This is a genomic window from Pseudomonas baltica (assembly GCF_031880315.1).
GTDB lineage: Bacteria > Pseudomonadota > Gammaproteobacteria > Pseudomonadales > Pseudomonadaceae > Aquipseudomonas.
Window position 1 is genome coordinate 4,170,703 of the sequence record NZ_CP134771.1, and the last position, 14,849, is coordinate 4,185,551.

General features: G+C 63.4%; 14 protein-coding genes. 10 read left to right on the top strand and 4 right to left on the bottom strand.

Going from position 1 to position 14,849, the window contains the following annotated elements:
- Positions 1–15: 15 nt before the first annotated feature.
- From REH34_RS18620 to REH34_RS18640, 5 genes are all read left to right on the top strand, one after another.
- Positions 16–459 (top strand): response regulator, encoded by a 444-nt coding sequence (locus tag REH34_RS18620; protein ID WP_226504466.1) that lies wholly within the window; start codon positions 16–18, stop codon positions 457–459.
- A gap of 208 nt (positions 460–667) precedes the next feature.
- The gene (locus REH34_RS18625) at positions 668–1,366 is read left to right on the top strand and encodes a GntR family transcriptional regulator (protein ID WP_311968740.1); all 699 of its coding nucleotides are present in this window, start codon (positions 668–670) and stop codon (positions 1,364–1,366) included.
- 30 nt (positions 1,367–1,396) lie between these two features.
- Positions 1,397–2,185 carry a phytanoyl-CoA dioxygenase family protein gene (locus tag REH34_RS18630; protein WP_311968741.1) on the top strand — a complete coding sequence of 263 codons (789 nt, stop codon included), beginning with the start codon at positions 1,397–1,399 and terminating at the stop codon, positions 2,183–2,185.
- Positions 2,185–2,982, top strand: coding sequence for an SDR family NAD(P)-dependent oxidoreductase (locus REH34_RS18635; protein WP_311968742.1), 798 nt, complete (start codon positions 2,185–2,187; stop codon positions 2,980–2,982). The genes REH34_RS18630 and REH34_RS18635 overlap by 1 nt, the downstream gene beginning before the upstream one ends.
- 371 nt (positions 2,983–3,353) lie before the next feature.
- On the top strand, positions 3,354–4,292 hold the full coding sequence (locus tag REH34_RS18640; protein ID WP_226504340.1) for an AEC family transporter: 939 nt from the start codon (positions 3,354–3,356) through the stop codon (positions 4,290–4,292).
- 174 nt (positions 4,293–4,466) lie between these two features.
- On the opposite strand, the gene REH34_RS18645 is transcribed toward REH34_RS18640, so the two are convergent.
- On the bottom strand, positions 4,467–5,594 hold the full coding sequence (locus tag REH34_RS18645; protein ID WP_311968743.1) for a sigma 54-interacting transcriptional regulator: 1,128 nt from the start codon (positions 5,592–5,594) through the stop codon (positions 4,467–4,469).
- Between the two features lie 158 nt (positions 5,595–5,752).
- On the opposite strand from REH34_RS18645, the gene REH34_RS18650 reads away from it, so the two are divergent.
- Positions 5,753–6,664 carry a LysR family transcriptional regulator gene (locus REH34_RS18650; RefSeq protein WP_311968744.1) on the top strand — a complete coding sequence of 304 codons (912 nt, stop codon included), beginning with the start codon at positions 5,753–5,755 and terminating at the stop codon, positions 6,662–6,664.
- Positions 6,665–6,829: 165 nt separating this feature from the next.
- Here REH34_RS18650 and REH34_RS18655 read toward each other — a convergent pair whose 3' ends face one another.
- The 3 genes from REH34_RS18655 to REH34_RS18665 form a co-directional block, all read right to left on the bottom strand.
- Positions 6,830–7,618 (bottom strand): SDR family NAD(P)-dependent oxidoreductase, encoded by a 789-nt coding sequence (locus REH34_RS18655; RefSeq protein ID WP_226504342.1) that lies wholly within the window; start codon positions 7,616–7,618, stop codon positions 6,830–6,832.
- 168 nt (positions 7,619–7,786) lie between these two features.
- Positions 7,787–9,667 (bottom strand): TRAP transporter large permease subunit, encoded by a 1,881-nt coding sequence (locus REH34_RS18660; RefSeq protein ID WP_226504343.1) that lies wholly within the window; start codon positions 9,665–9,667, stop codon positions 7,787–7,789.
- Positions 9,664–10,704 (bottom strand): TRAP transporter substrate-binding protein, encoded by a 1,041-nt coding sequence (locus REH34_RS18665; protein WP_311968745.1) that lies wholly within the window; start codon positions 10,702–10,704, stop codon positions 9,664–9,666. The genes REH34_RS18660 and REH34_RS18665 overlap by 4 nt, the downstream gene beginning before the upstream one ends.
- A 390-nt stretch (positions 10,705–11,094) precedes the next feature.
- On the opposite strand from REH34_RS18665, the gene REH34_RS18670 reads away from it, so the two are divergent.
- From REH34_RS18670 to REH34_RS18685, 4 genes are read left to right on the top strand one after another with little or no spacing between them, the layout of a single operon-like run.
- A complete protein-coding gene (locus REH34_RS18670; protein WP_311968746.1) occupies positions 11,095–12,264 on the top strand; it encodes an acetyl-CoA acetyltransferase in 1,170 nt (389 codons plus the stop codon).
- Positions 12,261–13,850 (top strand): acyl-CoA synthetase, encoded by a 1,590-nt coding sequence (locus REH34_RS18675; protein ID WP_311968747.1) that lies wholly within the window; start codon positions 12,261–12,263, stop codon positions 13,848–13,850. The genes REH34_RS18670 and REH34_RS18675 overlap by 4 nt, the downstream gene beginning before the upstream one ends.
- Entirely contained in the window at positions 13,850–14,401 is a 552-nt protein-coding gene (locus tag REH34_RS18680) for a hypothetical protein (RefSeq protein WP_311968748.1), read from the top strand. The genes REH34_RS18675 and REH34_RS18680 overlap by 1 nt, the downstream gene beginning before the upstream one ends.
- The gene (locus REH34_RS18685) at positions 14,398–14,796 is read left to right on the top strand and encodes a PPC domain-containing DNA-binding protein (RefSeq protein ID WP_226504348.1); all 399 of its coding nucleotides are present in this window, start codon (positions 14,398–14,400) and stop codon (positions 14,794–14,796) included. Before REH34_RS18680 ends, REH34_RS18685 begins: the two co-directional genes overlap by 4 nt.
- Positions 14,797–14,849 lie beyond the last annotated feature (53 nt).

A 14,849-nucleotide genomic window follows, 5' to 3' on the forward strand; every position in this document is an offset into this window, starting at 1 on the left:
TTTGCCGAGAGACGTATGACCGACCACGATCCTGAGCTGCTGAGCGATGCCGAGCGCGAGGCCCTGAGTGAAGCGATGCTCGCCCCGAGCCTGCCGCCGCTGCGTGCACTGGTGGTGGATGACGATGCCGATTCGCGGGACTTGATGGCGCAGATTCTCGAGCTCCACGATATCGCCTGCGTGACCGCCGGCTGCGCCGAAGAGGCGTTGCGACTGATCACCGACCGCTCCATCGGCCTGCTCATCACCGATCTGCGCATGGGGCCCATGAATGGCCTGGAGCTGATCCGCAAGGTGCGCGAATCGGAGCGGGCGGCATTGCCGATCATCATCATTTCCGGCGACGCCGGGGTGAAGGACGCGATCGCAGCCATGCATTTGAGCGTGGTGGATTTTTTGCTGAAGCCGATCGACGCGTTGAAGCTGGTGAAGCTGGCGCGGCGGGAGTTGGGGTTGTAGGCAGTCTGCAATGGGTATGTTTATTTCACTGGCCTCTTCGCGGGCAAGCCTTGCTCCCACCGGGTAAACAGGTCCTACGGCGTACCCCCGTGGGAGCAAGGCTTGCCCGCGAAGAGGCCGTCAGCCATCACCAAGATCCATTTGACGTAACCCCCATGGCTTTGTAGTCTGTATACAGAACACTGTATCTAAACAGGCGCACTGGCCCATGCACAAGATCCCTTCCCAAACGCAACTGGTCGAGCAGGTCTACGAGTCGATCCTCGATGCCATCTGCCAAGGCACCCTGCAGCCCAACGAGCGGGTCACTCAGGAAGGTCTGGCCGAGCAACTGGGCGTGTCGCGCCAGCCAATCCTGCAGGCTTTCCAACTGCTCAAGCGCCAGGGCTTTATCGAAGAATCCGGGCGCAAAGGCGTGATCATCACCCCGCTGGACCCGCAGAAGCTGGTGCAGCTATATCAGGTGCGGGCCGCCCTCGACGCGCTGGCGGCCCGGGGCGCGGCGCGGCGGGTGTACGATCTCGGCCCCGAAACTTGCGAGGCCGAGGGGCACGCCTTGATCGCCGCCGGGCGCCAAGCCGCCGCAGGGCAAGACCTCAACGCCCTGCTGCGCCTGGACATGGCCTTCCACCAGTGGCTCTACCAGCTCTCGGGCAATCCGATGATCGCCGAAACCACTGCGCTGCACTGGCAGCATATCCGCCGCACCATGAGCTCGGTGCTCAAGCACGAGGTGCGCTCCTTCGACAGCGTCTGGGACGAGCACCAGGCCATCTTGCAAGCCGTACTCATTGGCGACGAGGACCGTGCCGGGTTCCTCGCCCAGCAGCATGCCGAAAGCGCAGCCGAACACCTGGCGCGGATTCTGGAGGGCTCGGCACACGCGTCCAAACGCAAGCAGGCCTGATGGCCTGCGCAACACTCCCTGGAGACACTCATGAAGCTGACACAAGAACAAATCGAAGCTTATGAAACCGACGGCTACATCCTCCTCGAAGGGCTGTTCAGCCCGGACGAGGCGGCGTTGATGAAGTCCCGTCTGCCACGCTTGTACAAACTCGATCGCGATGAGGTGATCAAGGAAAAAAGCGGCGCCGTGCGCACCGTGTTCGCCGCCCACACCTTTGACGAGGTGTTCGCCCGCGTGGCCCGCCATCCCCGGCTCATCGATCCGGCGCGGCAATTGCTTGGCAGCGACGTGTACATGCACCAGTTCAAGGTCAATGCCAAGGCCGCGTTCAACGGCGACGTGTGGCAATGGCACCAGGATTTCGGCACCTGGCACGAGGACGACGGCATGCCCGAGGCGCGGGCCATGAACGTCGCGGTGTTCCTCGACGAGGTCAACGAATTCAACGGCCCGCTGATGTTCATTCCGCGCTCCCACAAACGCGGGCGCATCGAGGCCAGCCACGACCGCAGCACCACCAGTTATCCGCTGTGGACGCTGGATAACGCCAAGGTCGCCGAGCTGGTGGCCGAAGGCGGCATCGTCGCGCCCAAGGGTCGGGCGGGTACCGTGCTGATTTTCCAGAGCACGCTGGTGCATGCCTCGTCGCCAAATCTGTCGCCTTGGGATCGCAACACCCTGTACGTGACCACCAACTCGGTGGACAACGCCATCACTCGCTTCAAGCGCCCGGACTTTATCGCCCATCGCGACTTCACGCCGATCGAAACGCTAGACGATCACTGCCTCGCCGGTTTCGACCAGGCGGTGGCCTGATGAGCCCGCGCATGCACGGCAAGACCGTGATCGTCACCGGCGCCGGGGCCATTGCCGACGGCATGAGCAATGGTCGCGCTGCCGCGTTGCTGTATGCCCGTGAAGGCGCGCGGGTGCTGGCGGTGGACCGTAACCTGGCCAGTGCCGAGCAGACCTGCGCGATGATCCGCGAGGAAGGCGGGCAGTGCGAAGCCCATGCCACCGATGTCGCGCAAAGCGCCGAGGTGCAGCGCATGGTAGCTGCGGCCATGGACTATTTCGGCCGCATCGATGTGCTGCACAACAACGTCGGCATCGCCGAAACCGGTGGCCCGGTAGAGGCCAGCGAGGAGAGCTGGAATCGCCTGGTCGCGGTCAATCAGACCAGTTTGTTCCTGACCTGCAAGTTCACCTTGCCGGTCATGGAGCAGCAGCGCAGCGGCGCGATCGTCACTATCGCCTCGGTGGCGGCGCAGCGTTGGCTGGGCTTTCCTTATGTGGCCTATACCGCGACCAAGGCGGCGGTGATTGCCCTGACCCAGAATGTCGCCGCGCAATATGCGGCGGCGGGAATTCGCGCCAATTGCGTGTCGCCCGGGTTGATGGACACGCCGATGGTGCGCGCGTCGCTGACCGCAAGTTACGGCGGCAATATCGACAGCATGCTCGATACCCGCCATTCGCAATGCCCGATGGGCTTTATGGGCGATGCCTGGGATGTGGCCAATGCGGCGCTGTTTTTAGCGTCGGATCAAGCGCGGTATATCACTGGGATCAATCTGGTGGTGGATGGGGGGCTGATGCTCAAGTGTGCCTGATGGATCTTCATTGATAGTGAGGGCGCTTTCGCGGGCAAGCCTTGCTCCCACAGGTGTACGACTCTGTGGGAGCAAGGCTTGCCCGCGAAGGCGTCAGTCCAACCAACATCAAATTCACAGCAGTAAGGAACCCATTGGATGCTGGCCATCTTCAACGTCGCTTTCCCCGTATTCGGCCTGATTTTCGTCGGCTTCTGGTGGTGGATGGGGGGCTGATGCTCAAGTGTGCCTGATGGATCTTCATTGATAGTGAGGGCGCTTTCGCGGGCAAGCCTTGCTCCCACAGGTGTACGACTCTGTGGGAGCAAGGCTTGCCCGCGAAGACGTCAGTTCAAACAACATCAAATTCTCAGCAGTAAGGAACCCCTTGGATGCTGGCCATCTTCAACGTCGCCTTCCCCGTATTCGGCCTGATTTTCGTCGGCTTCTTCTGTCGCAAGCGCAATATCCTGGGGCCCAACGCCTCCAGTGAACTGAACCGTTTCGTGATCTTTCTGGGCCTGCCGTCGCTGCTGTTCGAGTCGATGTCGCGCCTGGCGTCGGTGCAGTCACTCAATCTGGGCTATATCGCTGCATTCGGCCTCGGCATGGCCGGGGTATTTGGGCTCACCTTGTGGATAAGGCTGCGCAGCCGGGCGCACTTCATCGATGCGACCATCGACGCCTTGGGTGCGGCCTATCCCAACTCCGGGTTCCTGGGCATTCCGTTATGCCTGCTGACGTTCGGCGATCAGAGCATGCCGCCGGCGGTGATCGGCACCTTGATGACCGCCTGCCTGCTGTTCGCCGTAGCGATCATCATGATCGAGAGCTATCGCCAGGCCGAAAAACACCTGGGCCGCACGCTGCTCAAGGTGGGAGGCTCATTGCTGCGCAACCCGGTGATGCTGGCGCCGCTCTTCGGTGCGCTGGTGGCCGCCAGCGGCTGGCAGATGCCCAGTGGCTTGCGGCAGTTGTTCCAGTTTCTGGGGGCGGCGGCGGGGCCCTGCGCGCTGGTGTCGATCGGTCTGTTCCTGGCCGCGTCCAAGCCGCAGCCGGGGGACGCCAGAACAGTATTTTTGCTGGTGCTGTGCAAATTGATTCTGCAACCGTTGCTGACCGCCTGGCTGGCCTTCAAGGTGTTCGACATGCCGCCGATGTGGGCGTGGGCGGCGCTGCTGCTCAGTGCCCTGCCGATCGGCAATGGGCCGTTCATGCTGGCCGAACTGTTCGAGCGCGAGGCCAACACCATGTCGCGCTCGATATTGATTTCGACGCTGCTGTCGCTGGTGACGGTGTCGATTATTCTGGCGATGATTCCTGCGGTGTAGATGCCTGCGGTGTGCAGGAGTGCCGGATCGAGAGTCGAACGCCTGTGGGGCAAGTCCATGTTTTCGGGCAAACCGTGCCGGCCCCTTCGCCAGCAAGCTGTGCTCCCACAGGTCTAAGGCTCAGGCCCGGTTTGCGCTGTGGGAGCAAGGCTTGCCCGCGAAGGGCCGGCTTGTTCAACACAGCAATCCCTCGCCTTCCGCCAACTGCGACCTCAACGGCGCAATCTCCAGCCGGCGCAAGATCCGGTACAGCGACGGTCGGCAGATCCCCAACTCCCGCGCGGCGGCGGTCATGTTCCAGCGGCACAGCTTGAGCACCTGCAGCACGTTGTGGCGTTCCTCGGCGCTTTTGTCCACCCGCATGTCCACCGGCACCCGCCGACGTAACGGCGTGACGTTGGCGAACCCTGTAGCGAGGGGCCGCGTGTTCGGCGCCGAATAAGGCGCAGTGCCTGTGCGGATCTCGTGAGCATGCTGCAGCGCTGCCGCCCCAGCGAACTCCTCCGGCAGATCATGCCGCTGAATCCGCGACCCTTCCATCACCGCGCAGGCATACCGAATCACCGCACGCATCTGGCGCAGATTACCGGGCCACGGATGGTTCATCAGCACGCCCCACACGTCATCGGCGATCGCCTGGCGCGGATCGCGCTCAGGCATCTCGGCCGCCACCATGCTGCAAATCAGGTCGGCGCGGTCAGTGCGCTCGCGCAGAGCCGGCAGATGCACGACGCCGGTGGCGATGCGATAGAACAGATCTTCCCGAAATTCCCCGGCCTTGATCCGCGCGGAAAGGTCCTGGTGCGTAGCGCAGATCAGCGCGAAGTCCACTGGAATCGACTGTTCGGCGCCCAGCGGGGTGATCTCGCGTTCAGCGATCACCCGCAGCAGACGGGTCTGCTGCTCGTACGGCATGTCGCCGATCTCGTCGAGGAACAGCGTGCCACCGTCGGCCTGCAGGACCTTGCCCTTCTTGCCGCCCGGCAAGGCGCCGGAAAACGCGCCGCGGGCATAGCCGAACAGCTCGCTCTCGATCAGGGTTTCAGGGATGGAGGCACAATTGAGCGACACCAGATTGGCGCGGCGGGTCTGTTGATTGTGCAGGTGCAGGGCGCGGGCGAGGACTTCCTTGCCGGTGCCGGTTTCGCCCTGGATCAATACAGCGATACCACGCTCCATCAGGCGCAGCGCGCGGCGAAAGGCCTGGCGCACTTGCGGATCGCGGTCGTTGGCAATATCACAATCGGCTAAAACGATGGACGGGGGTACGGCACGCGTAGGTAGAGCGTGGTTTGCGGACATCAGCGGTCACCTTGTTGTTTTTATATAGCTCGTGACTATCGCGAGTCGACGCGCTTGTGGCGCAACGGGCTCGGTGGCTTACGCTTCCTACAATAGGTAGGCACACCGATCTTTTCCAATACATAATCGGGCAGCCATTGATACCTTCCGGAGCAATGATGATCGAGCTACGCCACCTCGAATACTTCCGCACCCTGGCCGAGACCCTGCATTTCGGCCGTGCGGCGCAGCGTCTGCATATCTCCCAGCCGCCGTTGTCACGGCAGATCGCGCTGCTGGAGGAAGAGCTGGGGGTCAAGTTGTTCGATCGCTCCAGCCGCCGCGTCGAGCTGACTGACGCCGGCCAGCGCTTCTATCTGGACACCGGCACGGTATTCGCGGCGTTCGAGCAGGCCAAGCGCAACGCCCTGGCGGCGGCACGGGGCGAGGCCGGTGAATTGTCGGTGGGCTTCATGATGTCCACGGCCTATAGCGTCACCCCGGCCATCACTCGGCGCTATGCGGCGTTATATCCGCAGGTCACCCTCAAGCTGACTGAAACGCTGCCCATGGACCTGGCGACGGACATCAGCAGCGGCCAGAAGGACGTCGCCATCATGTATCGCCCCCAGGATTGCACCGGGCTGGAGACTGCCAGTGTGTACAGCGAGGAGATGATGCTGGTACTGCCGCCGGGGCACGCCCTGCTTGATTACGAGGTGGTGGAGCCGATGCAATTGGCCGGCGAGCCGTTCATCATCGTGCCCCGGCACATCGCGCCGGCGCTGCACGACATGATCGTCAATTACTGCCTGCAACATGGCGTCACGCCGACGGTCGCCATGGAGATCAACATGCAGCAGACCATCGTCAATCTGGTGGGCGAGGGCATGGGCATCGCCATCGTGCCGCGCTCGATGCGCAACATGCGCCTGGCGACCACGACGTTCCGGCCGCTGAAGAACGCGCCGATGATCGAGGTGGTTGCGGTGTGGAAGCACGACAACCATAACCCGTGCATCAGCTCGTTTATCGACAGCGCGCGGCTGGCGGGGCAGGAGGCGGAGGTCAATCGCGCGGCAGAAGGCTGATCGCGGCCGCGGGACTGGCCCAGTGGCGAGGGGTTTTGTGCATTGGTAAGTGGTTTTGCGGGGGGGCGGATGGCCCCTTCGCGGGCAAGTCTTGCTCCACAGCAGCTTTAGAGTCCTACGCTTGTGGGAGCAAGGCTTGCCCGCGAAGAGGCCCTCACCGCCCCATCAAATCTCCAGAATGCCGGACGCCATGAACCCCCCATCCACCGGGATCACATGCCCGCTGATATAGGACGCATCATCCGACGCCAAAAACGCCACCGCCCCGGCCATCTCCGCCGGCGTGCCGTAGCGCTTCAAGGGCACCGCTCGGGCGTAGGAGGCGCGCGTCTCGGGCGAGTGCAAGGCCTGGGTCAGCGGCGTATCCACCGGGCCTGGAGCGATGCCGTTGACGGTGATGCCGTATTCCGCGAGTTCGATCGCCATCTGTTTGGTCAGGCCGATCACCGCTGCCTTCGACGTGCCATACGCGGTGCGCCCGGCGCTGGCGCGCATGCCGCTGATGGAGGCGACGTTGACGATCCGACCCCAGCCGTTGCTGCGCATCAGGCGCGCCGCGTGTTGCCCGCACAGCAGGGTGCCGGTCAGGTTGATGTCGAGCACGCGCTGCCAGTTGTCCAGCGGGTAGTCGATAAAGGGCAGGGTCTTGGCGATGCCGGCGTTGTTGACCAGCACGTCGCAGCGGCCGTGGCTGCGCTCCAGGTCGGCGAAGACGCTGGCGATGGACTCGGGGTTGCCGACGTCGATGGCCATGGCCAGCGCTTCGATGCCGTTGGCGCGCAGGCCGGCGACCATTTCCTCGGCGGCGGCCAGATTGATATCGGCCACCACCACGGTGTGACCGTCCTCGCCGAGACGCTGGGCGATGGCAGCACCGATGCCCATGGCGGCGCCGGTCACCAGTGCGACACGGCCTACGGCGGATTGACGATACTGCTGGGCTGCTTGAGTCATGAGGTTGCTCTCTTTTGTATTTATTCAGGGCGTAGCGATGCCGTGGGGCTCGCGCCGCGCTGCGGGAATCTGTGTCGAAGTCGTCGGGGGCAAGCCCCCTCGCTACAGGGTCAGCGGTGAATCATGTAGCGAGGTGGCTCGCCTGCGAAAAAGGCCAGCCAGCGCGGGCTACAAAAAGCCGATGGAAATCCACGGGAAGCATGCCACGATGACCAGCGCGACGATCAACGCCGCCAGGTAACTCCAGACCTTGCGGATGACGTTGTCCGAGCTCACCTTGCTGATCGCGCAGGCCGCATAGAAACCCACCCCCAGGGGCGGCGCGAACAGGCCGATGCCCATGGCCAGGATTACCACCATGGCGTAGTGCACCGGGTGGATGCCGAGCATCTCCGCGAGCGGGAACATCAAGGGCCCGAACAACACGATGGCGGGGATGCCCTCCAGCACGCTGCCGAGGATCAGGAAGGTGACGATGGTCACCAGCATGAAGGTGAACTTGCCGCCTGGCAGGTCCGCGATAATGTCCACCAGGTTGGCCGAAAAGCCCGACTGGGTCAGCGCCCAGGCCATGGCCGAGGCCATGCCGATGATCAAGAGGATCGACCCCGACAACGCCGCCGCTTCAAGCATCATCGGGTACACGCGCTTGAATTCGATGTGGCGCATGAACAGGTGCATCACCAGGCCGACCATCACCACATAGGCGACGCCGATGGTCGATACTTCGGTGGCCGTGGCCGCGCCTTCGAGCACGGCGATACGGATCAGCAACGGCAAGGCCAGGGCCGGCAAGGCGATGCAGAAGGTCTTGAGCACCGTGCCCATGGGCGCGCGTTGGACGTCCGGTTTGGCCTCGTTGCGCGAGCGCCACCAGCACACCAGGGCGATGACCACGGTGCCGACCACGGCCGGCATCAGCCCGCCGATGAACAGGGCGGTGATCGACACGCTGCACACCGCACCAATGGTGATCAGCACCAGGCTCGGGGGGATGGTCTCGGTCATTGCGCCAGTGGCCGCCAACAGCGCCGCCAATTCTTCAGGCTTGGAGCCGCGTTTTTTCATTTCCGGAAACAGCGCCGGGGCGACGGCTGCCATGTCGGCGACCTTGGAACCGGAAATCCCCGACACCAGAAACATCGCCCCCAGCAGTACGTACTGCAAGCCGCCGCGCACGTGGCCGAGCAACGAGGCCATGAAGTCGATCAGGGTCTTGGCCATGCCCGACAGCTGCAACACCACCCCCAGCATCACGAACAGCGGCACGGCCAGCAGCACCATGTGCGACATGCCTTCGTCCATGCGGCTGACCACGATCGACATCGGCGCGTGGGTGACCAGCGCCAGGTACGCCATGGTCGCGGTGCCGAAGGCGAAGGCGATCGGGATGCCGCCGAACACACAGGCGCCCAGCAGCACCATGAAGAACACTACCAGGTTGAAGTTGCCGATCTGCCCGAGCAACGGCTGGGCCAACCACAAACCGCCCGCGACGGCGGCAATCAGCAGCAGGCCAGCGCCGAACTGGCGCACTGTGGTACAGCGCGCCATACGCGCCACTGCCGCCAGTAGCATCAGTACCGCACCCACTGGCAACGCCGCCGCCCGCAGGCCGTCGGGAATACCCAGGGCCGGTGTGGTGATGACCATCTGTTCAGTGGCGTGATGCATGGCCGGGGTGATGATCATCGCCACGAAAATGCACACGATCATCGCCGACAGCGTCTCGCTGAAGGCCCGCCAGTTGGCCGGCAGCTTGTTGACGATGGCCGACATGCGCATGTGCTCACCGCGGTCCAGCGCCAGCACCGCGCCGAACATCGCCAGCCAGATGAACAGCGATGAGGCGAGTTCATCCGACCACATCAACGGGCTGTGCAGCAGGTAGCGCGAGATCACCCCCGCCAGCAGCACACCGGTTTCGACCACCATCAGCACCACGGCCAACAGGCCGACGATGCGCATTGCCCAGCGGTTAAGGCAGATCAGCACCCGGGCCGGCAGGCGCGATGAAGCAACGGAGGCCGAAGCGACGTGGGTGTTCATGCCAGCTTCCCGGCGTACTTCTCGAGAATCGCCCAGGCGTCGTCACCGAAGGTCTTTTTCCAGTCGGCGTAGTAGCTGGTCGAGGCCAGCTTGGCGCGGAACGGCTCAGGTGGCGCTTCGACGATTTCCAGGCCCTTGCCCTTGAGGGTGTCGCGGATGCTGCCTTGCAACTTGGCCAGGTCTTCGCGCTGGGCGAGGATGCCGGCATTGATGTGCTTGGTGACGATCACCTGTTGCTCGGCCGAAAGCTTGGAGAAGTTGGTCTTGTTGCCGAGCATCCAGAAGCCGTCCCACACGTGGTTGGTCAGCGAGCAGTATTTTTGCACTTCGTAGAGCTTGGCCGAGTCCACCAGGGTCAAGGGGTTTTCCTGGCCTTCGACGACCCGCGTCTGCAGGGCCGAATACACCTCGGCGAAGTTGATGGCGGTCGGCGCGGCGTCGAACGCCTTGAAGATCGAGGTAAGGATCGGACTCGGCGGCACGCGCAGCTTCATGTCCTTCAGCGCGTCGGGGGTGGCCACCGGCCGGGTACTGGTGGTGGTCACGCGGTAGCCGTTGTCCCACATTTTTTCGAAGGCGAACAGCTTGCCATCGTCGGCCTTGGCGATCTGTGCGCGCACGTGGGCGCCCAGATCACCGTCCATGGCTTGCCAAACGGTGTCGTAGTCCTTGAAGGCAAAGCCAATGGCGCTGATCTGCACGGCGGGCACCAAGGTGCCGAGGATGACGGGCGACAGCGAGAACAGATCGACTGCGCCGGAACGTACTTGCGCGAGGGTGTCGGTATCGCTGCCCAGTTGGCTGCTGGGGAACACCTGGAGAATCACCTGGCCGTCGGTTTCTTCCTTGATGGCCTTGGCCATCTTGCGCGCCTGCACGTTCATGGGGTGGGTCAGGGGCAGGTTGTTGGCGTACTTGAGGGTGATGACATCGGCGCCAAGGCTGCTCGAGCTGTACAGCCCGAGGCTTCCTGCCGCTGCGGCCGCCGAGGCGAGAGAGGCGGTCTTGAGGAAGCTGCGGCGCGAGAAATCTGCCATGTGGGACTCTCCATTGTTTTTGTTGTTGTAGTTGTCGACTGATCGCGGCTGCACGATCCAGGTAATGGGTTATAGCAAATCAGGTGCCAGCGTCGGCATGGCCAGTGGCCTGTTATCGACGATCTGCTCTTTCGGTGACTAACTGGCTGTTAATCAATGGGTTTTCAAATTTGTTGCTGCTTGTGTCTGTGAACCAGGCGACGAGCACAAGGCGACAGGTGTCTCCCGGAGTGTCACCGCCCAGGCGTCCAGGGAGACACTTTCAGGTGTCACCGCCATCGCCGGTGACACTGCTGTAACCCCCGTGCCATCGGCCCCGAGGCCCGCCCGAGCGGCTTGGCACCGGTCTTGCTATCGCCCTTGCAACAACTCTAACAAGGGGCCCACCTCATGCATTCGCCTGTTATCACCGGCTGGTATCACTCGCCGTTCGGCAAGTTCGATCAACTCGACCCCGAGCAGATGATGGCCGATGCCGCCATCGCCGCGCTGCAACATGCCGGCCTCGATGCCGAGCAGATCGACTCGGTGCACGTCGGTCATTTCAACGCCGGATTCCTCTATCAGGATTTCCCCTCGACGCTGCTTGCCAATCATATTCCGGCGTTGCGCTTCACCCCGGCGGTGCGGGTCGAGAACGCCTGCTCCACCGGCTCGGCGGCGATCCACTCGGCGCTGCAATCGGTGCTCAGCGGCCAGGCCAGACACGCTTTGGTGGTGGGCTTCGAGAAGATGAACACGCTGCCCACCGCCGAGGTCGGCAAGATTTTGCTCAAGTGCTGCTACACCCGCGAGGAGGCCGATATCGAAGGCGGTTTCGCCGGGGTGTTCGGAGTGATCGCGCAGGATTATTTCGACCGCTATGGCGACCAGTCCGATGCCTTGGCGATGATTGCGGCGAAGAACCACGCCAATGGCGCCTTGAACCCGTTCGCCCATATGCGCCGTGATTTCGGCTATGACTTCTGCCGCACGCCCTCGGAGAAAAACCCCTTCGTGGCCGGGCCGCTCAAGCGCACCGATTGTTCGTTGATCACCGATGGCGCCGCAGCGCTGGTGATCAGCCGCGAAGACCTGGCGGGTGATCGGCCCCAGGCGATTCGCTTCAGGGCGGCGGTGCAGGTCAACGACTACATGCCGCTGTCGCGCCGCGATCCGACCTGGTTCGAGGGTGCCTCGCGGGCCTGGCAGAAGGCCCTGCAGGAAGCGCAGTTGAGCCTTGGCGACCTGTCACTGGTCGAGACCCACGACTGCTTCACCATCGCCGAGCTGCTGGAATACGAGGCCATGGGCCTGGCCGAGCGAGGCCAAGGCGCACGGGTGATTCAGGAAGGCATCAGCCGCAAGGACGGGCGCCTGCCGATCAATCCGTCGGGCGGGCTCAAATCCAAAGGTCATCCGATTGGCGCTACCGGGGTGTCGATGCACGTGATGGCGGCCATGCAGCTCACTGGTCAGGCCGGCGACATGCAGTTGCCGACGGCCGACCGCGCCGGGGTGTTCAACATGGGCGGTGCGGCCGTGACCAACTACGTCAGCATCCTGGAGTCGATCAAGTGAGCGCGCTCAATACGGGTATCGATAACGTCATGAACCTGGGCGAATTGCTGGCGCAAGTGGCCCGGCGTTTTCCCGATGCGCCGGGGTTCATTCGCGGTGACCAGCAAGTGTCGTGGTCGCGGATCGCCGAGCGGGTCGACTGCGTCGCGGCGGCCTTGCGCGCTCGCGGGCTAGTGAAGGGCGACAAGTTGCTGGTGCATTCGCGCAACAATCTGGCGCTGTTCGAAAGCGCCTGGGTGGCGTTCCGCCTCGGTGTGGTGTGGGTGCCCACCAACGTGCGCATCACGCCGCCAGAGGCCGCCTATCTGGGCAGTTCCAGCGGTGCGGTGGCGATGCTCTATGACGAGGGCTTCGAGCACTACGTGGCGGCCGTGCAAGCCGCTTCGCCGGTCTTGCAGCAGGTGATCGCCATCGGTCAGCCACGGGCTGGCGAGCTCAGCTACGACGGCCTGCTGGAGGAGGGTGCCAGCCTGCGTGCGGCATTCCGCCCGGCCGAGGTCACCTATCACGACCCGCTGTGGTTCTTCTACACCTCGGGCACCACGGGCTACCCCAAGGCCGGCATCCTTACCCACGGGCAGATGGCGTTCGTCATCACCAACCATATCGCCGACTTGATGCCGGGTCTTGACCATCACTCGCGCTCGCTGGTGGTCGCGCCGTTGTCCCATGGTGCCGGGATTCACGCGCTGGTGAACGTCGCCCGCGGCGCCGCCAGTGTCCTGCCGGCAGGCGAGAAGCTCGACTGCGACGAGGCGTGGCGCCTGGTGCAGGAGCACCGCATCGACAACCTGTTCACCGTGCCGACCATCGTCAAGATGCTCACCGAGTGCCCGGAGGTCGACCACTACGATCACAGCAGCCTCAAGTACGTGATCTATGCCGGCGCGCCGATGTACCGCGCCGATCAGCGCCGCGCCCTGCACAAACTGGGCAAGGTGCTGGTGCAGTACTACGGCCTGGGCGAGGTGACCGGCAACATCACCGTGCTGCCGCCGGAATTCCACGAGGCCGAAGACGTGCCTGGCGCCCGTATCGGCACCTGTGGCTTCCCGCGCACCGGTATGCAGGTGGCGATTCTCGATGACGATGGCCAGCCGCTCGAGCAGGGCCTTGACGGCGAGATCTGCGTGCGCGGGCCGGCGGTGTTCAGTGGTTATTACAACAATCCCGAAGCCAACGAGAAGACCTTCAAGCACGGCTGGTTCCACACCGGCGACCTCGGTCACCTCGACGAGGAGGGCTTTTTGTACATCACCGGGCGCGCGTCCGACATGTACATCTCGGGGGGCTCCAACGTTTATCCGCGCGAGATCGAAGAGGCGTTGCTCACCCACCCGGCGGTCAATGAAGTGGCCGTGCTCGGTTTGCCCGACGAGAAGTGGGGCGAGTGTGGTTGCGCGGTGATCGTTACCACTGGTGAGGTCAGCGACGCCGAGTTGTTGGCCCATCTGGAGCCGCGCATCGCCCGCTACAAGTGGCCCAAGCAGTTTGTGCGTTGGACCGAGATGCCCAAGTCGGGCTACGGCAAGATCGTCAAGAAGAACATTCGCGTGCTCCTCGAAGAGCGCAAGGAGCTAGCGTAATGACCCCGCATTTCACTCAGCGTGGCGATGTCCGGACCTTTCATCATGAAGGCGCACAACAACTGCCGCGGGTGCTCGATTGCGAAGTGCCGCACAGCGAGGAACTGCGCATCGTGCTGCCGTTGGCGACGGCGGTTGGGCCGGAGCTGATTCGGATTCTGTCGGGGCGGCGCTTCAGCAGCGCGGTCGGCAGGATTCTGTGCGGTGGCGCGTCCCACCTCAGCTATCACCGCATGGTCGAGACCGGCTCGGTGGCGCGGCCATTCGATTACGGCGCGCCCGTGATGCTGGACGGCTACATCACTTTTATCAGCGGGGCGCTGACGGTCGGCCGTGATCCGGCGGGCAAGCCGCTGCTGCATTGCCATGCGGGGTTTATCGACCGCGAAGGCAATCAGCATGGCGGGCACCTGGTGCTCGACAAGCTGGTGGTGGGCAGCGAGCCGCTGATCATTCGTCTGTGCCTGTTCGATCAGGTGGCGTACCAGCAGCAGCCCGACGACGAAACCCATTTCAACTTGCTCCACCCGGTGGTTCAGGAGGCGTCATGAGTGCAGTGATCTTGGAGCAGGAATCGTCGGTACAGAGCGGCAAGCTCGGGCGTTTGGTGGTGGCGCGGTTGAAGCCTAACGAGGACCTGGTCGAAAGCGCCGAGGCGCTGTGCGCGGCCCATGGCATCCACACGGCGGTGGTGCGTGGCGGGCTGGGCAGTTTGATCGATGCGCGCTTGCAGTATCTGGGGCGCAGCGGCATGAAGACCATTGAGGTCGCCGGGCCGGGCGTGGAGATTCTGAGCATCAGCGGCGAGGTGCGCGCCGGGGAGACGCAGTTACAGGCGGTGGTGGCGGATGCCGATGGCAAGCTCTATGCCGGGCGGATGGAGCGCGGGCACAACTTGTCGTTCATCACCATCGAGCTGACGTTGCAGGAGTGGTTGCCGGATTGAGTCCGGCTTCAACTCGTCGGTGATGCGACTGGCGCTTTCGCGAGCAAGCTTTG